The following is a 20,073-nucleotide window of genomic DNA, read 5'->3' on the forward strand; positions in this document are numbered from 1 at the left end:
CCAAAAGTAGGACCGTTCGAATTTCAAAAACTCGGTACACCATTAAGTCAAAGCATGCTTAACTGAATGGTGTTAGCTAATAGCGGCTTTATTTTTGTGGCTTAGTTTTAGCTGCTTAGTTTTTATAAAAATTATTGAATTTTTTGTATGTGTTAAGGTCTATCAGCATGCAAATATACCTATACAGTGGAATAACCATGCAAAACATGCCATCAATTAAACGTTGTACTCGAGAAGAGTTAGCGCCAGAGCAAGATTTGGGGCGTTTAGTCTCTTTTTTACGTTCGAGATTAGCCATTCATGTTGATGCCAAGTTACTTCCTATGGACTTAACTTCTGCGCAATATATTGTGGTTGTACTACTTGCGAGAGAGTCGGTTAATACGCTTGCAGGACTTTGCGAGTATATGGTTTATGATCGTGGCGCTATGAGCCGCTTACTAAACCGACTTGAAGAAAAAGGACTCATTATTAAAACGCAATGTGAGCTTGATAAGCGCTCAACTATTTTGTGTTTAAGTGAAAAAGGTAAAGCTCTTTGTCCTGAAATTATGCCTGTAGTGAACGAAGTCTATGCGCAAGCATTAAGTGGTTTTTCAGAGCCAGAAAAAAACCAAATAATCGACTTACTATTCAAAGCTATAAATAATCTTGATTCACTGCCAGACTCGCCCCAAAAGTAGATTATCAATAAAATAGCGATACTGTTTCAATAGAAAGTTAGCGTGCTAATTAGTTGATCTGATTGTGCGCAGAATCTAACTTTGATAATATAGTTGCCTAGGCAATTAAAGTTATCATCTTGTTAGGTTTGTTATGATTGAAAATAATTTGTTAGTACAATTACAGCAGCAATATCCAGAACATACTTTTATGCAACATCACTTAAGTGTTGTCCATAAGGGACGTTTTGCTAACGCGATTGTGTATCGATATAAAGATAATGAATTTGATTTAATTGTTAAAGATTTTAGCCAAAGCCCGTGGTTTATCCGCAAAACATTTGCACGAATGTCGGTAAATCAAGAGTACAAGGGGTTGAGCCGTTTAGCTGAGCTTGATGCAGTTGCTAACCGCTTTTGTAGATTGTCGCCGATAGCGGTTGCTTATAACTATATTGAAGGCACGCCACTGCGCGCTTTAATTCATGAAGACAAAACACTACCTGTTAACTTTTTTAGTGAGCTTGAGCGTCAAGTAGCAAAAATGCATCGCAAAGGCATCGTGCATTTAGACTTGCGTAATATGGGTAATATTTTATGCGGCGCAGACGGTAAACCTTATTTTATTGATTTTCAGTCCACTATTAGCTTTTCTCGTTTTCCACGTTGGTTGCAACGCTTTATGCGAGGATCTGACATGTCAGGCGTATATAAAGCATGGAATAAATTGGGTGAGCAACCTCTGCCACAAAAAAACAAGACTATTTAGAGCGCTTTAATCACGTGCGTAAACGCTGGATTTTTAAAGGTTACCCAATACAGCGAGGCTATGCGTGGGGCGCTGCACTTATTACTCAATTTGTAGATTCTGACTTAGTACGAAATATTACTGATAGACTTTAATTTAAAGCATAAACCGTAATTTAAAAACACCTAATTCATTGTGTGATTTTGCCCATATTAGCCTAGCTAATATGGGATTTTTTTTATTATAAGTAATCCCTTTGGTTTGCTTACTTGTTGTTTAATCCCTCAAAAACAATTCCTTTTACTGTTTTTTTAATTTTTTAAAATAAATATTAGTACTGCATTTAGTTTGCCCATACAATGCGCAAAAATAGCTTGCGCATGCTTAATAAGTTCACGTTTTTTCTGCAATTTTTTATTGTTCAAGTAGACTATAAATAATGTGCGCTTTTAAATTTTAAGGTTTTAAGATGATTGAGTATCCGGTAGACCAACTTCCACAGCTCATAAATGATTTATTGCAATGCGATACAACAGAACGCAAAAATAAATTATTAGCAGATGCGCAGTTAACGCTTTCAACAGAGCACCTGTCATTACTTTTTGAGGCGATACCAAAAGAACAACGACTTGAAATTTGGCAGTTGCTTGATGAAGACACGCAACACGAAATTTTTGTTAATTTAAGTGAAGATAGTTGTTTGTGGTTGCTGCAAACGCTAGAAGACACTGAGGCTTTTAAACTTCTTGATGAAGTTAATGTAGAAGAGCTACTGGAACTTGAAGAAGTTATACCAGAGCGATTTGTTGAGTATGCAAAAAAGCAACTCGATGAAGCGCAAACCAAACAATATGATTTAGCGCAGCAATACCCGCCAGAACAATTAGGTCACTGGTTAGGTTTTGACTTTTTAAAAGTATCGGAGAAGCTAACAGCCGGTGGTGCTAAAAAATTGCTACACAAAGGTTTACCGCAATACAGTGAAGTTATTTATTTAGTAAGCCGCAAGGGTAGTTTAATAGGTGAGGTTGCGGTAAATGATTTAATAAAAGCCAGCGACACCGATAACTTAATGACATTGGCAAATCATGACTTTTCATTGCTCCATGCTGATGATGATTTATATGAAGCGGCAGAGGTGGTGATCCACAGTGAAAAAATGGCACTGCCAGTGGTTAATGCTGATAACAAATTACTTGGGCGATTAACCATTGCCTCTGCTTATGAATTACGACAAGAAATTGCTGATGAAGCAGCCGCTAAAGCCGGTGGTTTACGTGAAGACGAAGACCTGTTCGCAAGTGTGCGAAAAAGTGCTAAAAACCGTGGTATATGGTTAGGTATTAACTTAGCTACTGCCTTTTTAGCGTCCTGGTTCATCGGTTTATTTGGCGCAACTATAGAACAGGTTGTAGCACTCGCTGTATTAATGCCAGTGGTTGCTTCTATGGGCGGGATCGCAGGTAGTCAAACATTAACCGTTATTGTGCGAGGTTTAGCGCTTGGACAGGTTACAGATTCAAACCGTAATGCGTTGCTTAAAAAAGAGCTGCGTGTTGGCGCTGTAAATGGCTTGGTATGGGCGTTTGTAATCGGCCTGCTTACCTTTTTATGGTTTAACGACTTAATGCTTAGTATTACGATTACGGTAGCCATATTATTGAATTTAGTGGCCGCGTCACTAGCTGGTGTTGTTATTCCGTCTATTTTAGACAAAATGAAAATTGATCCTGCGTTATCTGGCTCGGTAATTTTAACTACCGTTACCGATATTGTTGGGTTTGTTACCTTTTTAGGTTTAGGCAGTTTATTGCTTTTATAAGCCTTATACCAATTCGCTTAATTAAGTGAATTGGTATTACTAACAGGAAAATACAATGACCTTTGAAGTCATGATTTGGTGTGCAATTGCTTTGTGTATTTCACAATCGGCAATATTTTCGGGCTTAAACTTAGCGTTTTTTTCACTAAGTAGGCTTCAGCTCGAAATGGAAAGTGCAAAAGGGAACGAGGCGGCCATAAAAGTGATGGCCCTTCGAAACGACTCTAACTTTTTATTATCGACTATTTTGTGGGGCAACGTAGGTATTAACGTACTACTTACACTACTTTCTGATTCGGTATTAATGGGTGCAAGTTCGTTTTTATTCTCAACTATCGCAATTACTATTATTGGTGAAATAACACCGCAGGCTTATTTTTCGCGTAATGCGCTAAAAATGGCGAGCCTACTTTCGCCGCTAATTAAGTTTTATCAGATTCTGTTTTATGTAGTTGCTAAGCCAACGGCTTTAATTCTCGATGCATGGTTAGGTAAAGAGGGGATTACGTACTTTGCTGAAAGTGAGCTCAGAGGTATTATTCGCAAACACATAGAAGCAGAAGAGGCTGATGTTCAGCACGTTGAGGGAATAGGCGCGCTTAACTTTTTTAGCTTAGATGAAATAAGCGTAACCAAAGAGGGTGAGGTAATTGATCCAGACTCTATTATTGCTTTGCCTACTAAGCTTGATTTGCCTATTTTCCCAGACCTTACATTAACGACTAATAATGAGTTTTTACGAAAATTACATAAGTCAGGTTATAACTGGGTGATCATTACCAATGAAGACGGTTGGCCTTTATTAGTGGTAGATGCTGACGGCTTTTTACGTTCGGCCTTGTTTGAACCAGAGACGTTCGACCCTTATCATTATTGTCACAGACCTATTATTGTTGCTGATGAAGCGATGCGCCTGAGTGAAGTTATTTTAAAAATACGGGCTAGTCATTCTTTAGATAAATCGTTTGATGGGGCCATTGATCACGACGTGGTGTTAGTGTGGAGTGATGTGAAGCGCATTATTACCGGCGCTGATATATTTGGTCGGTTACTCAAAGGTATGAGTGCACCAAAACTCGAACTGCATGAAAATACAGAGAATAAAAAGCCGCTATAAAGCGGCTTTTTGTATTCTATAGAAAGGAAGGTTATGCCCAACCTTCATAGCGCTTACGACGCGACAACACTATCGTTAATATAATACCTAAAAACAGGCCTAAAAACGCAATAGCACCACCGTAAGTAAGTAGCTGACGTTTCTCTTTTGAGCTAGCAGCTTCTTTTTGGGTGCGCTCTTGCTCTAGCGTTGTTTTAAGCTTAGTAATTTGGGCCGATAACTGCAGGTTTTGATCAGTTAAAGTTTGGTTTTGCTCTTGTAGCTGCGGAAGTTCTATTTGAGCTTGGCGCAGGTTTTCTTGCATAGTACTCATTTCGCTACTTAGTGTTTTGTACTGTTGGTGTAAGCCTGCCGTTTTGGTAACAAACTTAGTTTCTATCCAACCTTCGCGGTCTTTATCATCTTTAATTTTTATAAAGCCGTTTTCTTCAGCAGATAACAAGGTTAACTTTGTTCCAGCATCTACAGAGCCGAGTAGTCGATAATTCTTACTCGCACCAGAGCGCATAAAAGTATATAAATTATCGATAATATAAGCGGTGTTTGCATTAGTTGAATTTGCAGGTTTTGCTTCTTCTGCATAACTCATAAATGTGGTGGCTGTTAAAAGTAGCCCTAATAAACAATGTTTTAGCATTTATCTACCTTGTTGATCTAACTGCGTCCGTTATGAACGTGATTTTCATTTCACATAAGTAGTTAGATAGTATGGATTAAATAGCTCAATAGCAAGACTGATATTGTAACCCAGTAGCAGTTACCTAGCCCACTAGGTTACAAATCTCGCCCCGCGATTAAATTGCCTCTAGATAGAACGAATTTTAATCCACAAAGGTCAACAGGCACTAAAATAAGGCTAAAAAATTTGCATTGTTAGTGTGCTTTGTTTATTTTGAGCACTTATTTATTTTAAAGGTAATCCGCAAACCGAATGGATACTGAGATAGAACTGAAATTTTTGGTATCAGATGCCGTTATTCCACTGATCCCCTCGTTAATTACTCAATTTGCAAAAACGGTGAAGAATAAACCGTCACGCAGCTTACAAAATGCATACTACGACACGCCAAGCCGAGAGCTTAGAGCGCTTGACATAGGCTTTAGAACTCGCTGTTCTGACAGCGAATGCGAGCAAACTATAAAGCTTGCAGGTGAAGTTGTAGGTGGTTTACACCAACGTCCAGAGTACAATTTACCAATTGAATCAAGTCGCCCTAATTTAATGGCGTTTGATGCTGATATTTGGCCTCATGGCATGCAAATAAGCGCAATCTCAAAAAACTTGTATCCAATATTTAGCACTAACTTTATTCGTCGTACTTGGTTAATTGAAACCGAAAGTGGCGCTAAAATTGAAGTTGTACTCGATAAAGGTGAAATTGCGGCTTCGGGTAAAATTGAAATTATTAGCGAGCTTGAAATTGAGCTTGTTGAGGGCAGTCGTAATGAGTTGTTTGCGTTTGCAGATGTACTGGTTAGCCAGAACTGTATCCGTTTAGGATTATACTCTAAGGCCGCGCGTGGTTATCGCCTTGCAGATGAAAAACCTTTAACACCAAGCAAATCTATTGGTTTTGTTCAATTACCAAAGTCGACTACCCAAGAGCGTGCTTTAGTTGAAGCCATGAACTTTGGCATTCGCTTTGTGCAAAAGCATGAGCAATGCTATTTCGATAAGCCAAGTTTAAAAACGCTTAAACGCGTAACTGACGGCATTAGCTTAATACGCCATACTTTTTGGCTGTACGACGATATAGTATCCAAAGAAAGTACAGAACATTTACGTACAGAGCTTAAATGGTTATTAAGCGAATTAGCGTGGGTAGAAAACGCGATTCAATTAAAAACGTACACGTCTAAACGCCATGCTTTTTATAAAAAAATTAATGCTGCTCCAGCACTTACTCAAGTCATTGGTGATTTAAAAGAGTTACAGCCAAGCATTGACGATATAAATGCACTGTTTCATAGCGCGCGTTATAATCGTTTATTACTGTCGTTAACTACGTGGTTAATTGATAAACAGTGGCGTAAAGATTGGGGGCAAATAGAGCTTCAAGCGGCTGAGCAAAACGTGTCGTCCATTGCGAGTAGGCTTTTTAATAAAGACTGGAAAAATCTGCACGAATTACTCCCTAAAGAACAAACACTCGATGTCGCTTCGTATTTAAACCTGCGCACTCAACTTGAAAATAGCCTACTGAGCGGTAACTGTTTAGGATCGTTATTTGATAAAGAAGAACGCCTAGAGTTTAGATTGCCTTGGCTTGATATTTCTCATGGTATTTATGAATTAAGTACGCTTGAGTATTTAAAGCAATTATGTGCAGGGCAAGAAGACGAACAGCTTGCTAAAATCCAGTCATGGCTTGAACAAAAGTCTGAATATTTGGTCAGTGCCATGGAGCAAAGTCGCCTTGCTTCACTTGACATAGAACCTTACTGGCAAAAATAAATGATGCGCTTTTGTAATAAAATTCAATTGCAAAAGTGTTTATTCGTTATTTTTTTATTAGTTAGTTTTAACACTTACGCTGAGCCCATGTGGCATTTGTATAAAAACAAAAATGGCGTAAGTGTGTATTATCAAAGCCACAGTGATAATACCTTTGAAGTAAAAGCGCAGATGAGCGTGACAGGCGTATCCACCAATGAGTTTTTAGAATTACTTAGTGATACCGATGCCGCACCCCAATGGCTCGAAAATATATCTCAGGTAAAGGTTATTAAGCACATAAGCCCATCAGAAAATTTAGTGTACAGTTATTTTAATTCTCCTTGGCCTGTTAGAGATAGAGATAGCATTACTTATTCTTGTTATTCACAGTTAACTGCAAATAAAAGCCAATTGCTTATTAATGCTCGCCCTAATAAGCTGCCCAGAAATAATGGCGTTATAAGAATTACTACTTTAAATGCACGCTGGCTACTGAGTGAGGACAAAGGCCGCCTTGATATTGAGTACCAAGTATATGCTTTGCCTGATGGGGCAATACCTACTTGGCTAAGCAATAAGGTCGGATTGAAAAGTACTTACACCACATTTATGAACTTGCATCATATGCTCACAGATAAAAAATACACTCCAAAACTACCTGTAATCAAAGCAGGTCAATGCTAAATATCGAATATATAATAATTTAATGGTGTGTTGAGTAGTCTTTAACTACGCTTAAGCAATAATGACACGCTATTATTTGGAGAATTGATGAAGTATTTAGTGGCTATATTATGTTTGATACACAGCTCATTCTTATTAGCTCAAGAATATACCTTTGGTGTAGTGCCGCAATACGAGCCGCAAAAGCTAAATACTATTTGGCAACCTTTGTTAAAGCAAGTAAGTAAGCAAACGGGAGTAACAATAAAGCTAATTACAGTTGAGTCTATTCCTGTATTTGAAAAAGCCTTTGCTAATGGCGAGTACGACTTTGCATACATGAACCCATGGCATAGTGTTGTAGCATACGAAAAACAGGGATATTTACCATTAATAAAAGATGCAGGGCGAAAGCTGCAAGGTATTTTGCTCGTAAACAAAGACAGTGATATTGATAATTTAAGTCAACTAGAGGGCGCCGAAATAGCATTCCCTGCACCTAACGCATTAGGTGCGTCATTATTAATGAGAGCTGATTTAGCATTGTTATACGGGCTAACAATAAAGCCTGTATATGTCCAAACTCATCCATCAGTATATTTAAATGTTGCACTGCACTCAACAATGGCGGGCGGTGGTGTAATGGGCACATTTAAACAACAACCAGAAAGCTTACAAAATAAACTCAAAATTCTTTATAAAACGCGTGAAATTAGTCGCCACCCAATTGTCGCCCACCCAAGGGTTGATGCTGCAATACAGTTAAAAGTGCAACAAGCTATTTTAGATATAGGGCAAAGCCCAGAGCATAAACATTTGCTTGCAGGTATCCCAATTATTAAACCTAATATTGCAACTTTAGCTGAGTATCAGCAGTTAACTCAGTGGGGCTTACGCTCTTTTTATGTTGAAAATTAGAGGGTTTCGTAGCCTAAGGGCGCAAAGCTTTATTGTGGTATTGCTTTGTGGCTTGCTTATGGCCTGTCTTTTTATGTTTTACGCCTTACCTGAGCAAGCGCGTTGGGTAAACGATGGCCTTTCAAAGGCTGCTCAGCGTTCTTTAGCGCAGTTGTCGACTTCTATAACGACTCCGTTGTTAACTAGGCAATATGCAGAGCTATATGAAGAAATAGACAGTCAACTTCAAACTCGCCCTAATTGGAAAAGTATTAAAATTGTTGATGTTGATTCAAAAAACCAATTGTATCCGCTTGAGAATTGGGTTGGAGCAAATGAAAACGGCGACATGCTGTTATCTCAACAGGTGGAGTTTTTAGACAAACCGCTGGCTAATATTAGCTTGGTTGTTAATTTTACGAATGAAATTAACGAATCTTCAAAACTTCATTACACCTTAATATATATACAATTTATTATTTTAGTTATCGTTTTTATAGGTTTAGCTTGGCTGGTGGATTACAGGGTTACATCGCCTTTGAGGACGCTAAAACTTGGGTTTTCACGTTTAGCCAAAGGCGACTTTGATTGCCATATAGACAAACAACAACAAAATGAAGTGGGCAGTGTAATAAATGCATTTAATAATATGGTTGATGAGGTTGCGAATAACCATCAAAAATTAAATGCATTACGAATTCAAGCTGAGTCTGCAAGTAAAGCAAAGTCAGATTTTATGGCCAGTATGAGCCACGAATTAAGAACTCCATTAAATGCAATTTTAGGCTTAGCCCAGCTGTATGGATATGATGAGAATGCTAATAAAGTACAAAAAGAAAACGCGAAAAGCATTTATCAAGCTGGAGAGCATTTACTATTACTCATAGACGATGTGCTTGATTTAACGGCTATTGAGTCGGGTAATATGCAGTTTAGTTTTTCTTATGTGCCTATTAAAAGCATATTAGAAGAGTCAGTAGAGCTTGTCACTGAGCTTATTAAAGGGCAATCAATAACACTGCAAACTCACGGTTTTGAGTCCTTAGAAGGATTGAGTATTTATATTGATCAGCGCCGCTTTAAACAAGTGATGCTTAACTTGCTTTCAAATGCGATTAAATACAACAAACCAAATGGCAGCATTAATATTAATTGTCGGGTGTTAAGTAATAAACAATGCGAAATAGATGTAATAGATACCGGATGTGGATTTTCTCCAGATGACATTTCTCGCCTATTTAAACCTTTTGACCGCTTAGGCGCTGAAACCAGTAAAGTAAATGGAACCGGTATTGGTTTAGTGATAACTAAGCAGCTGGTAGAGCGTATGCAAGGGTCTTTGAGCGCACAAAGCGAGCAGCACAAAGGTTCTTGTTTTACGCTAAACTTTAACAGTTTTGATCAAACTGACTTGCCAGCACAAGTGCAAGCCCCTCAAATAACACAGCAAAGCTTAAATGCGGTAACGCTTCCTACGCTTGAGGTTTTAGTGGCAGAAGATCAAGTTACAAATCAGCAAGTGTTAAAACAGCAATTAACTATGCTTGGAGTGTGCTCTACTTTTGTAAGTAACGGTGAGCAAGCTTGGGAGGCCATACAAAATAAACGCTTTGATTTTTTACTAACCGACATTCAAATGCCCTTACTCGATGGGTTAGGGTTAGCCAAAAAAATACGCGAAAACACTCATTTTGATGAACTGATTATAATTGCAATTACGGCCAACATTACCAAAAACAACATAGATAATTGTTATGCTTGTGGAATGAATGGCTTTTTAACAAAGCCCATTGAGCTTGTTAAATTAAAGTCGTTATTGATGGAGCATTCTCAAACTATGGTCAATACACGTTCAGAAAAATCAGATGGTGAAAATATAGCTTCAGATAGTTTTGATCAATTAGATATTACGCTACTAAAAGCAATGCTTGGTGATGATCCTAGCGTACATTGCATGGTATTTAATGCGTTTTTACAAACAGCAGGGGAGCAAATTAAATTAGCTAACGCGTATGCTAAGAGTAAAAACTATGTTGATTTAGCTTTTCAGGCTCATGCATTAAAGTCGTCTTCAAAGTCTGTGGGGGCTATTGAGTTGGCAAATATATGCCAGCAGATAGAAACACAGGCAGAAAACGAAACAGTCAAAAATGAATATATACAGCAGCTGGAAGAGCGCTTTAACGATGTAGTCACACAACTTAAAAGCTATTGTTTACGATATGAAAAACGCACATAAAAAATGGCTCTTAAAGAGCCATTTTTTGTTTTAGGTATATTAGTATTTAGCCGCTTGCCCTTTTTTGGGTAAAGCGTGCTGTATAAAGTCACGTAAATCGTTATTAGAGCTTTCTAAATCAGCGTGGCGAAGGTACATCATGTGTCCGCTTCTGTAGCCTTTAAAGCTCAAACGGTCTTTCATTTTACCGCTTGGGTCTAATTGCCATAACGTATATTTAGCGTCAAAGTAATTGGTTGCGCCATCAAAGTATCCTGATTGGATCATCACGTTTAAGTAAGGGTTTTGCGCCATTGCTAAACGTAGATTTTCGCCTGTATTATTACCGGTTCTATCCCATGGATGGACATTACCAAATAAGTTATATTTTACATCAGTTTTATAGTTTAACTCTTCACGTAAGTAGTGATTAATTGCAGGAGTGAAAGAGTGTAACCAAGAGGTAAGTTCAGCCCAGTAGTCTGGGGACTCACCTGCGTCGCGTTTATCCATTCCTAAATAACGAGAATCTAAGCGACCTATAGTTTGACCACGTTCACGTAGTAGCTCTTTCCAGAAAAACTGAGTTGGAATATCTAAGTTATTTTGTTCAACAAATTTTTCTGATAAGCCAGCGTAGTGCGCCATTTTTGTAATTATGCGTCGCTTTTCATCAGCATTAATAAAGCCACCTTTAGCAAGCGCAGGGATTAACTCATTTACAGTAAACTCTTCAACTTCAGGTAATAACTCATCAAGATCTTTAGCTTGTAAATCGGCGTTAAGTGCTTTGTGATACCAAGCAGTCGCTGCAAAGTAAGGTAGGCGGTTAGCGGCTTTAATCGGGCCGTCGCGCTTAATACCAATATCAGTAGGTGATACGAGAACAACACCGTTTATGTACATCCATTGACTATTTTGAAGCTCATGAGCAAGACCTGATACACGTGTTGTACCGTAGCTTTCACCAATTAAAAATTTAGGCGATCGCCAGCGCTCAGCTCTATTTACAAAAGTATTTAACCACTCAGCAAGGTATTTAATATCGGCATTAACACCAAAAAATATCTCTTTTTGTTTTGCTTTAGAAGGAAGTTCGCCTTTTTCGTTTTCAAGTACGCGAGAGTAGCCTGTATTTACAGGGTTTACGTAAACAATATCGGCAATATCAAGTACAGAATATGGGTTGTCTTTTACGCCATAAGGTTGAATTGGATAGCCTTCGTCATCAATTTTTAATACGCGAGGGCCAGTATAAGCAAGGTGCATCCATACAGAAGCCGAACCTGGCCCGCCATTAAATGAAATAAGTAATGGGCGAGTTGTCCTGTCGTCAACTTTGTCGCGTGTATAGTAGGTGTATTGCAATGTCGCAACCGCGTCGCCTTTATCATCCCATACAGGTTGTGTGCCTGTGGCAACGGTGTAATTAAAGCGTTGACCGTTGATTTTAGCTTTATGTTGAGTAACAACTTTGCTGTCTACATCAATACGACGTTGGTTATCGGCAAGCGTGCTTGTACTGATTATTAATGCAATAACAGTTATCGGTAAACTGATAATACGACTAAGCTTCATTAGGTGTCCTTATTATTGTTGATACACCATTAAAGACATTAATGAGTTAAATAACAAAAGTATTGAGACTAGTGGCCGATAATACTAGTTAAGTAAGGTATTAATGCGCTTAGAGACGCACGCTAACCACTTTTATAGTTATTTGGGATTTGGTTTCTTTATTTAGTTAATCACAGAATTCAGGTATATTGCGGGCCTACTTGTATTGATTTTATATACAGGCTATCACCAAAAAAATCTAATGGATTACGCTTTCAAGCACATAAGTGCACTCTACACCGGATGTTTATGACTAATGCTATTGCAGTAATAGCGTTGTATTTGTCGTTTTGTTACAAAATTAATTAAAGGTAAAGAGAAGCTTTATGCAAAGAGTATTAGTGGTTGAAGACAGTAAAGTAGTGCAGCAGGTGCTTCGCCACTTAACTGCACAATACCTTGATGTAGCAATTGATTTTGCTTGGTCTTTAGCAGAATGCGCTACGTTCGTAGAAAAGCACGATTATACGCTTGCGTTAGTTGATTTAACTTTGCCAGATGCTCCGCACGGTGAAGTTGCAAAATATACTTTATCTAAAAAAATTCCTACGGTTGTTTTAACCTCAAAAATAGATGAGTACAAGCGCCAACAAATGCTTGAATTGGGCGTAGTTGATTATGTTATTAAAGATAATCGCGATTCTTACCATTATGCCGTTAAGCTCGTTGCGCAATTACTCAGAAATCAAGGCTGTAAAGCACTAATAGCAGATGACTCATTACTTAGCCGCTCGTTAATGAAGCAAATGCTAGAAAAGCAATTGTTTGATGTAACAGATGCCCATGATGGACAACAAGCACTCGAAATATTAAAAGCTAACCCTGATATAAAGCTACTTATGACCGATTATGCTATGCCCTCTATGGATGGCTTTGAACTAGTCAAAGCGGTACGTAATTTTAGAGGACGAGACGACTTAGCAATTATTGGCTTGTCGGGCGCGGGAAAGCATGGCCTATCAGCACGATTTATTAAATATGGCGCCAATGACTTTTTAACAAAGCCATTTATGAATGAAGAGTTTCATTGTCGAGTACTTCAAACAATGGAGCAACTGTCGTTAATTTCAGATATTAAAGAAAGCGCACATAGGGATCACTTAACAGGGCTTCATAACCGACGCTACTTTTATCAATATGCAGAAAAGCTCCTTAAAAGTAAAAACCAGAAAAATACTTTGGCATTGCTTGATATCGATTTTTTCAAAAACATTAACGATACATTAGGCCATGAAGGCGGCGATCAGGCTTTAAAGCAGGTTGGTTCATTAATACGATCTACGTTTTCAAAGTTTACGGTTGCACGGGTTGGCGGGGAAGAGTTTGCCATAATATTACCTGAAATAGAGCTAGAACGCGGTCGTGAATACTTTGAAGCATTTAGGAAAAAGATGGCTAGTTACGATTTTTCTATTAGCGATAAATCAATTAAAATTACCACCAGTATAGGCTTGGCTGACTTTCAAGACACTAGTCTAACGCAGGCTATGCGTGTTGCTGACAAAGCATTATACGAAGCTAAAAACCAAGGCAGAAACTGCGTGGTATAACCCTTCTTAAACAAAACTAGGTACGTGATAAATATATAGAGATATAGCACGCACCAATGTAGCTGACTTGTTAAATTAACGCACCTAATTGGTGCGTTTTTTTTGATCTTGAGTTTGTATTTTTTACTAAGTGGCTGTTTTTAATTGATATAAAATAGTGGCACAAAGGTTGGATTGTTTAACCCAATAGGATAACAATAAAGAGTCCGAGGGGGCCGCTATGAAAATGATTAGTGCAATCATAAAACCATTTAAATTAGACGACGTGCGTGAAGCACTCGCTGATTTAGGAATTGAGGGGATGACAGTAGTTGATGTTAAAGGTTTTGGACGTCAACGAGGTCATACTGAGTTATATCGTGGTGCAGAATACCAAGTAGATTTTATTCCTAAGATCAAACTTGAAATTGCAACTCGTACTGAAAATTGTCAACGCGTTGTTGAAGCAATCACTAAAATTGCATCAACAGGTAAAATTGGTGACGGTAAAATTTTCGTGTACGACTTGGATCAAATTGTTCGTATCCGTACTGGCGAACTAGACGAAGAAGCAATTTAAGGGGGTCTCATGGAAAATACAATAATAGAACTAAAGTTTTCACTCGATACCTTCTATTTTTTAATATCAGGTATATTAGTAATGTGGATGGCAGCAGGTTTTGCCATGTTAGAGGCGGGCTTAGTTCGCTCTAAAAACACAGCTGAAATTTTAACTAAAAATGTCGCGCTATATTCAATTGCATGTACGATGTTTTTATTAGTTGGCTACAACATTATGTATGTAGACAATGCCGAAGGTGGTTTTATTCCTTCAATAGGCGCTTTAATTGGTACACAAGCTGCCGATGCTGACCATTCTTTAGAATCTGACTTTTTCTTCCAAGTAGTATTTGTTGCAACCGCTATGTCGATTGTATCGGGTGCTGTTGCTGAGCGTATGAAACTGTGGGCTTTCCTAGGTTTTGCTGTAGTACTAACTGGTTTTATTTACCCTATTGAAGGTTACTGGACATGGGGTGGTGGTTTCTTATCTGAAATGGGCTTTGTTGATTTTGCAGGTTCTGCAATTGTGCATGGCGCAGGTGCAGCGGCTGCACTAGCTGGTGTATTAATCTTAGGTGCTCGTAAAGGTAAATATGGTAAGAACGGTGAAATATACCCAATTCCAGGTTCAAACTTACCACTTGCTACACTAGGTACATTTATTTTATGGATGGGTTGGTTTGGCTTTAACGGTGGTTCTCAATTACTACTTTCGGATAAAGAAAACGCAACTGCAGTAGGCCAAATATTACTTAACACCAATGCAGCAGCTGCAATGGGTGCTATTGCAGCACTGTTTGTATGTAAAGTACTTTGGGGTAAATCAGATTTAACCATGGTTTTAAATGGTGCATTAGCTGGCTTAGTTGTTATAACAGCAGACCCTCTATCTCCATCACCATTAATGGCATGTCTACTTGGTCTACTTGGTGGTGCACTTGTTATATTTAGTATCATAGCACTTGATAAAGTTAAGATTGACGATCCAGTGGGTGCTATCTCTGTTCATGGTACGTGTGGCGCATTAGGTATTATGTTAGTACCGCTAACCAATGGTGACGCAAGCTTTGTTAATCAGTTAACGGGTCTAGTATGTATTCTTGCCTTTGTATTTGTAGCATCATTTATTGTTTGGACTGTGCTTAACAAAACAATGGGTATACGAGTAACCGAAGAAGAAGAACTAAACGGTATGGATCAACACGATTGTGGTATTGAAGCCTACCCAGAGTTTGTTTCTGTTCGAAATAGCTAATAGTTTATTTAAATAATAGTGTGTTTACACAAAGCCCTACTTCGGTAGGGCTTTTTTTGTTTCAGGGGGGGTTAACTTTTCGGATGTTACGATATATCCAATATGCTAAGCTCACACTCGTGAATAACCCTTGGAATAAATTACACTTAAATGGCCGACAATAAAAAAACACCTACCAGTAAACCTGCAGTTAAACGTGCAAGTAAATCGTCAAGCAAGACAAAAAAAAGCACCTCAAAGGGCAGTAAAAAAACAGTGCAAACCACTGTTAAACGCTCTTTTATGAGAAAAACATGGTCAGTGTTTTGGAAACTAAGCTTGGCTGTTTTTATTGCAATGGCAATGTATTTCATTTATTTAGATTCAAAAACAACGCGTATATTTGAAGGTAATAAATGGCAACTTCCAGCGCAAGTGTATGCTCGTTCTATGGAGTTTTATCCGGGGCAATTTTTATCAAGCCAGGAAGTAGTGTTTGAGCTAGAGCGTTTAAATTATTCATCGGTTAATAGATTAAGCCGCACAGGACAGTTTGTTAAAACAGCAGATAGCATCAAGATTTATCGTCGTGATTTTGAATTTTATGATGGCCTTGAAGAATCACATATTATTGAACTTCGCTTTGCAGGGCAAAAAGTTGCGACCATTAAAGATAAGTTTGGTAGGCGTTTAAATTCTGCTCGTCTAGAGCCTGTGCAAATAGCGCGTATTGGTAATGACTCTAAACAAGATAGAGAATTTGTACCACTAGATAAGTTTCCAGCAATGCTAAAAGATACGCTATTGGTGGTTGAAGACCGTGATTTTTACGAACATCATGGTGTATCAGTGTTTTCTATTTTACGCGCGCTTTATTCTAATATTAAAGCAGGGCGCACCGTTCAAGGTGGTAGTACGCTTACTCAACAATTAGCTAAAAATATTTACCTAACGCGTGAGCGCTCTTTAGTACGAAAAATAAATGAGGCATTTATTGCCCTTATTTTAGATTATCGTTATTCAAAAGATCAGATATTAGAAGCTTACTTAAATGAAGTATACCTAGGGCAGTCATACAACCAAGGTGTGCACGGTATGGGGCTTGCTGCTGACTTTTACTTTTCAAAGCCGGTAGATGAGCTTGAGTACGATCAGATTGCTTTGCTGGTGGCAATGGTTAAAGGTCCATCTTATTACAACCCACGTCGCTATAAAGAGCGCACAATGGAGCGCCGAGACTTAGTGCTTCGCCTTATGGTTGAAAACAAGCTACTTAGCACAAAAGAGTACCGTGCATCGCTTAATCGCCCAATTGATATTGCGCCAATGAAAGCGAGTTTACAAAAATCATATCCAGGTTATTTAGAGTTAGTAAACAGAGAACTAAATGAATTATTGCCAGATCAGCAAACACTTGATGCAGGCGTAAGAGTATTTACTTATTTTGACTTACAAAAGCAAACAGCAATGGAAGAGTCTATTGAAAAGAGCTTACCGTACCTGGAGAATCGTCCTAGAACCGAAAAACTAGAAGCAGCCATGATCTCTGTTAATGTAGAAAAGGGCGGTGTATCTGCACTTGTTGCAGGGCGCGATGTTCGTTATTCAGGATTTAACCGTGTTTTAGATACAAAACGTAATATTGGCTCGCTGGTAAAACCTGCTGTGTATTTAACCGCACTGCAATTACCACATTATAATTTAGCTACTTTACTTGATGACTCGCCAGTACAGGTTACAAATGAGCAGGGAAAAGTGTGGCAACCAGAAAATTTTGATCATAAATACCGTGGAGCAATCCCTCTTTATAAAGCATTTAGTAACAGTATTAATATTCCAGCGGTTAATTTAGGCCTCGATGTAGGTGTTGATAAAGTCGCGAAAACACTAAAAGGATTAGGCGCTAAAGGGGCGATAAACGAATACCCATCGTTGCTTTTAGGGGCTGTTGAAATGTCGAGTTTTGAAGTTGCTCAGCTTTATACGACAATTGCTGCAGATGGCGAATATAAAAAGCTCACTGCAATTTCGGCATTAACTGACTCGGTTGGTAAAGTACTTTATAAGCATAAAGTAAATGCAGAGCCTCGTTTTGATAAATCTGCAATGTATATGACTAAATACGCGATGAAACGCGTAACGAAAGACGGCACTGCTAAACGCTTAAATTTACACTTCCCATCAATCCAACTAGCAGGTAAAACAGGAACTAGTAACGATTTACGTGATAGTTGGTTTGCAGGCTTTGATCAAAATACTGTGACTGTTGCGTGGCTTGGTCGAGACGACAACAAAAGCACGGGTTTAACAGGCAGCGTGGGCGCATTAGAAGCGTATATTCGTTACTTAAAGCCACTTAATCCACAAGCAATAGCTGATACGCGTCCTCCATCAATACGCTGGGCATTTGTAAATGAGCAAACGGGTAAGCAGGCACCACCAGGATGTGGCAAGGTGATTCAGCTACCGCTTAGAGCGAGTGAGTTCGAGCCAAGACCACAATGTATTCGTTAATTTAAGATTACTTTAAACAACAAAGCCGCTTATTTAGCGGCTTTGTTGTAAGTTGTAGTTAACGCTTAAGATTTAAAAAACTGCATTGATTTGGTTAAATCATTAGATAAGCGACTTAGCTGTTGTGCATCTTGCAGCGTTGATTGAGCTGATGTTAGCGTTTGATCTGCTAAATTGCTCACCTCTTGCGAATCATTCAATGCCTGTGTTGTCGCATTTGACTGCTGTTTAACACGCTCTGCAATAACTTCACCTTGATGTTTAATGTCGCCCATACTTTGCTCTGCGCTTTGCAATACTTCATTGGTTTGATTGGCTGCTTTTACTGATTGCTCCATTTTTTCAACACTTGAGCGCATTTTTTGCTGAGTGTCGTCAGATGCTTGTTGTAAGGAGCTAATAATTTGATGTATTTCTTGGGTTTGTGTTTGTGTACGCTGAGCAAGAGTTCTTACTTCATCAGCTACAACGGCAAAGCCTCGACCATGTTCGCCAGCTCGTGCAGCTTCAATAGCGGCATTGAGTGCAAGCAAGTTTGTTTGATCGGCTATCTCACTAATACCTTTACTTACTTTGCTAATTTCTTGGCTATCTTGTGCTAGCTTATCGAGCGCTTGTTGGCTCTCTGCAAATTCAATTTGTAGATCTTGCATATATTTAGCAAGCTCCATTGTATTGTCAGAACCTTGCTTTACATGCGCAGCAGCATCTTGCGCAGTAAGCGTTGCTTGATGCGCTGACTCTTCAACAGCAAGTGCGTTTTGAGCCATTTCGCTGAGTGCATTATAAATGGCATTTACTCGAATTTGCTGTTTTGAAACATCATTGCTTGTTTGGCTACTCGCATGTGATAGCGATTTAGTTGCGCCGCATAGCTCTTCTGTACTTGCTTTAACATCAAATAATAAATGTGAAAATGCATTAAGTAATGCATTGTAGCGCGATGCAATAATTCCCATTTCATCATTAGTACTCGAATCGATAGTGGCATTTAAGTCGCCATTCGCGGCTCTGTTAGCGGCATCAGCAAAGCGATTAATAGTATCAACAACTGCAAAATAAAAACCAATCATTAAATAAAATGCAAATAACAAACTAATCAATGAAGCGGCTAAAACAAGATTTCGAGTCCACTGTTGAGTTTGCAGTTTTGCTTCAATAAGGCTCTCAAGCGTTGGAATACTCTTACTAACAAGTTGATTAATACTGCTGTGAACATTGTTTGTTAGTTTAGTAAATTCTGATTGAGTTAATAAAATATCGTCTGGCTCAAGTAGTTTTTCATCTATCGCTTTTTTAAATGCGCCAACAGCACTGTGTAAATTATCTAACGAGGGCATGAGCGCTTTATTTACTGATTTGTCTGCATTGGTGGCTACATTGAGTATTTTATCGAGTTGTTTTTCGTATAAAGGAAGTGACTTACTAAAATTTGAAAGTGCTATAAACGTATCTGGCGTAAAACGATTACTTGCCAAAACAGTATTTGCGCTTTGCGCTGTCGAGTTTATTTGCATTATAAGTGCAGGAATTGGCGTGACTAAAGAGCGGTTTACGTAAGCACTAGCTAACTGGCTATCTAATGCTAAGTTAGACTGAATAGAAACAAGTTCAAGTACATCATTTGCTTGATCGTCTTTTATATCAAAACCGAGTGAGCGAGCTATTTTTATATTTTGATTTGCTTCCCCCTGCATTTGATTTGAGAGTATTGACCTGTAGCCTTTTAAACCTTGTTGCTGCATTTTTGAAACAGCGATACTTTCACTTAATAATGAGACTAAAAAAAACAAGCTAAGTGCGAGAGGAACGAGTAAAATTCCAAACATTAAGCTGATTTTAGTTTTGTATTTTAAATTTGCCATTAGCTGGATAGCGGGAAAAGAAAATTGGCGTAATCCTGACATAAGGCTCTCTTGTATTTTTGTAATTAGGGTAAAGGTGAATAGACCTTGTTATGCTTAATTATCATTCATTTATAGTACTTTACAAATAAAAAAAGCCCTTTCGGGCTTTTTTCAATCTTTAGTCTTAATTACACACTGTAAAAA

15 protein-coding genes are annotated in these 20,073 nt (G+C 38.4%); 12 read left to right on the forward strand and 3 right to left on the reverse strand.

The genetic code is table 11. The features are described from left to right. Positions 1 to 167 precede the first annotated feature (167 nt). From AAEY62_RS13905 to AAEY62_RS13920, 4 genes are all read left to right on the forward strand, one after another. Positions 168 to 683 (forward strand): MarR family winged helix-turn-helix transcriptional regulator, encoded by a 516-nt coding sequence (locus tag AAEY62_RS13905; protein ID WP_231388420.1) that lies wholly within the window; start codon positions 168 to 170, stop codon positions 681 to 683. A gap of 133 nt (positions 684 to 816) precedes the next feature. Continuing rightward, the gene (locus AAEY62_RS13910) at positions 817 to 1,431 is read left to right on the forward strand and encodes an RIO1 family regulatory kinase/ATPase domain-containing protein (RefSeq protein ID WP_231388419.1); all 615 of its coding nucleotides are present in this window, start codon (positions 817 to 819) and stop codon (positions 1,429 to 1,431) included. A gap of 448 nt (positions 1,432 to 1,879) precedes the next feature. Continuing rightward, a complete protein-coding gene (locus AAEY62_RS13915; protein WP_024589298.1) occupies positions 1,880 to 3,232 on the forward strand; it encodes a magnesium transporter in 1,353 nt (450 codons plus the stop codon). A 55-nt stretch (positions 3,233 to 3,287) separates the two neighbouring features. Beyond that, complete coding sequence (locus AAEY62_RS13920; RefSeq protein ID WP_024589297.1) at positions 3,288 to 4,349, forward strand: DUF21 domain-containing protein; 1,062 nt, start codon at positions 3,288 to 3,290, stop codon at positions 4,347 to 4,349. A gap of 31 nt (positions 4,350 to 4,380) precedes the next feature. On the opposite strand, the gene AAEY62_RS13925 is transcribed toward AAEY62_RS13920, so the two are convergent. After that, entirely contained in the window at positions 4,381 to 4,986 is a 606-nt protein-coding gene (locus tag AAEY62_RS13925; protein WP_007584830.1) for a TIGR04211 family SH3 domain-containing protein, read from the reverse strand. Between the two features lie 294 nt (positions 4,987 to 5,280). Between AAEY62_RS13925 and AAEY62_RS13930 the strand changes: the two genes are divergently transcribed. From AAEY62_RS13930 to AAEY62_RS13945, 4 genes are all read left to right on the forward strand, one after another. After that, positions 5,281 to 6,804, forward strand: a complete 1,524-nt coding sequence (locus AAEY62_RS13930) for a CYTH and CHAD domain-containing protein (protein ID WP_024589296.1) — start codon at positions 5,281 to 5,283, stop codon at positions 6,802 to 6,804. After that, entirely contained in the window at positions 6,805 to 7,470 is a 666-nt protein-coding gene (locus tag AAEY62_RS13935; protein WP_024589295.1) for an START domain-containing protein, read from the forward strand. An 87-nt stretch (positions 7,471 to 7,557) separates the two neighbouring features. Continuing rightward, positions 7,558 to 8,367 carry a phosphate/phosphite/phosphonate ABC transporter substrate-binding protein gene (locus AAEY62_RS13940; RefSeq protein ID WP_024589294.1) on the forward strand — a complete coding sequence of 270 codons (810 nt, stop codon included), beginning with the start codon at positions 7,558 to 7,560 and terminating at the stop codon, positions 8,365 to 8,367. Beyond that, positions 8,354 to 10,585 (forward strand): ATP-binding protein, encoded by a 2,232-nt coding sequence (locus AAEY62_RS13945; RefSeq protein WP_024589293.1) that lies wholly within the window; start codon positions 8,354 to 8,356, stop codon positions 10,583 to 10,585. Before AAEY62_RS13940 ends, AAEY62_RS13945 begins: the two co-directional genes overlap by 14 nt. A gap of 39 nt (positions 10,586 to 10,624) precedes the next feature. Here the strand turns inward: AAEY62_RS13945 and AAEY62_RS13950 are convergent, their stop codons facing one another. Continuing rightward, on the reverse strand, positions 10,625 to 12,142 hold the full coding sequence (locus tag AAEY62_RS13950; RefSeq protein ID WP_024589292.1) for a S10 family peptidase: 1,518 nt from the start codon (positions 12,140 to 12,142) through the stop codon (positions 10,625 to 10,627). A 365-nt stretch (positions 12,143 to 12,507) separates the two neighbouring features. Here AAEY62_RS13950 and AAEY62_RS13955 point away from each other — a divergent pair, with 365 nt between their 5' ends. The 4 genes from AAEY62_RS13955 to mrcB all read left to right on the forward strand — a co-directional run bounded on the left by AAEY62_RS13955 (position 12,508) and on the right by mrcB (position 18,022). Then, positions 12,508 to 13,731 carry a response regulator gene (locus AAEY62_RS13955; protein ID WP_024589291.1) on the forward strand — a complete coding sequence of 408 codons (1,224 nt, stop codon included), beginning with the start codon at positions 12,508 to 12,510 and terminating at the stop codon, positions 13,729 to 13,731. Positions 13,732 to 13,951: 220 nt separating this feature from the next. After that, positions 13,952 to 14,290: a P-II family nitrogen regulator gene (locus AAEY62_RS13960; RefSeq protein ID WP_004587162.1), complete on the forward strand. Its 339-nt coding sequence runs from the start codon at positions 13,952 to 13,954 to the stop codon at positions 14,288 to 14,290. A gap of 9 nt (positions 14,291 to 14,299) precedes the next feature. Next, positions 14,300 to 15,529 (forward strand): ammonium transporter AmtB, encoded by a 1,230-nt coding sequence (locus AAEY62_RS13965; protein ID WP_010555509.1) that lies wholly within the window; start codon positions 14,300 to 14,302, stop codon positions 15,527 to 15,529. 150 nt (positions 15,530 to 15,679) lie between these two features. Then, the gene (gene mrcB, locus AAEY62_RS13970) at positions 15,680 to 18,022 is read left to right on the forward strand and encodes a penicillin-binding protein 1B (protein WP_350635134.1); all 2,343 of its coding nucleotides are present in this window, start codon (positions 15,680 to 15,682) and stop codon (positions 18,020 to 18,022) included. 65 nt (positions 18,023 to 18,087) lie between these two features. Here mrcB and AAEY62_RS13975 read toward each other — a convergent pair whose 3' ends face one another. Continuing rightward, positions 18,088 to 19,929 (reverse strand): methyl-accepting chemotaxis protein, encoded by a 1,842-nt coding sequence (locus tag AAEY62_RS13975; RefSeq protein WP_007584858.1) that lies wholly within the window; start codon positions 19,927 to 19,929, stop codon positions 18,088 to 18,090. Positions 19,930 to 20,073: the final 144 nt, after the last annotated feature.

This window comes from Pseudoalteromonas sp. GW168-MNA-CIBAN-0100, assembly GCF_040309225.1.
Taxonomy (GTDB): Bacteria; Pseudomonadota; Gammaproteobacteria; order Enterobacterales; family Alteromonadaceae; genus Pseudoalteromonas; species Pseudoalteromonas arctica.

Coding starts and splice junctions, on each gene's coding strand:
- AAEY62_RS13905 (WP_231388420.1), top strand. CDS start 168: ATGCAAATATACCTATACAGTGGAATAACCATGCAAAACATGCCATCA.
- AAEY62_RS13910 (WP_231388419.1), top strand. CDS start 817: ATGATTGAAAATAATTTGTTAGTACAATTACAGCAGCAATATCCAGAA.
- AAEY62_RS13915 (WP_024589298.1), top strand. CDS start 1,880: ATGATTGAGTATCCGGTAGACCAACTTCCACAGCTCATAAATGATTTA.
- AAEY62_RS13920 (WP_024589297.1), top strand. CDS start 3,288: ATGACCTTTGAAGTCATGATTTGGTGTGCAATTGCTTTGTGTATTTCA.
- AAEY62_RS13925 (WP_007584830.1), bottom strand. CDS start 4,986: ATGCTAAAACATTGTTTATTAGGGCTACTTTTAACAGCCACCACATTT.
- AAEY62_RS13930 (WP_024589296.1), top strand. CDS start 5,281: ATGGATACTGAGATAGAACTGAAATTTTTGGTATCAGATGCCGTTATT.
- AAEY62_RS13935 (WP_024589295.1), top strand. CDS start 6,805: ATGATGCGCTTTTGTAATAAAATTCAATTGCAAAAGTGTTTATTCGTT.
- AAEY62_RS13940 (WP_024589294.1), top strand. CDS start 7,558: ATGAAGTATTTAGTGGCTATATTATGTTTGATACACAGCTCATTCTTA.
- AAEY62_RS13945 (WP_024589293.1), top strand. CDS start 8,354: ATGTTGAAAATTAGAGGGTTTCGTAGCCTAAGGGCGCAAAGCTTTATT.
- AAEY62_RS13950 (WP_024589292.1), bottom strand. CDS start 12,142: ATGAAGCTTAGTCGTATTATCAGTTTACCGATAACTGTTATTGCATTA.
- AAEY62_RS13955 (WP_024589291.1), top strand. CDS start 12,508: ATGCAAAGAGTATTAGTGGTTGAAGACAGTAAAGTAGTGCAGCAGGTG.
- AAEY62_RS13960 (WP_004587162.1), top strand. CDS start 13,952: ATGAAAATGATTAGTGCAATCATAAAACCATTTAAATTAGACGACGTG.
- AAEY62_RS13965 (WP_010555509.1), top strand. CDS start 14,300: ATGGAAAATACAATAATAGAACTAAAGTTTTCACTCGATACCTTCTAT.
- mrcB (WP_350635134.1), top strand. CDS start 15,680: ATGGCCGACAATAAAAAAACACCTACCAGTAAACCTGCAGTTAAACGT.
- AAEY62_RS13975 (WP_007584858.1), bottom strand. CDS start 19,929: ATGTCAGGATTACGCCAATTTTCTTTTCCCGCTATCCAGCTAATGGCA.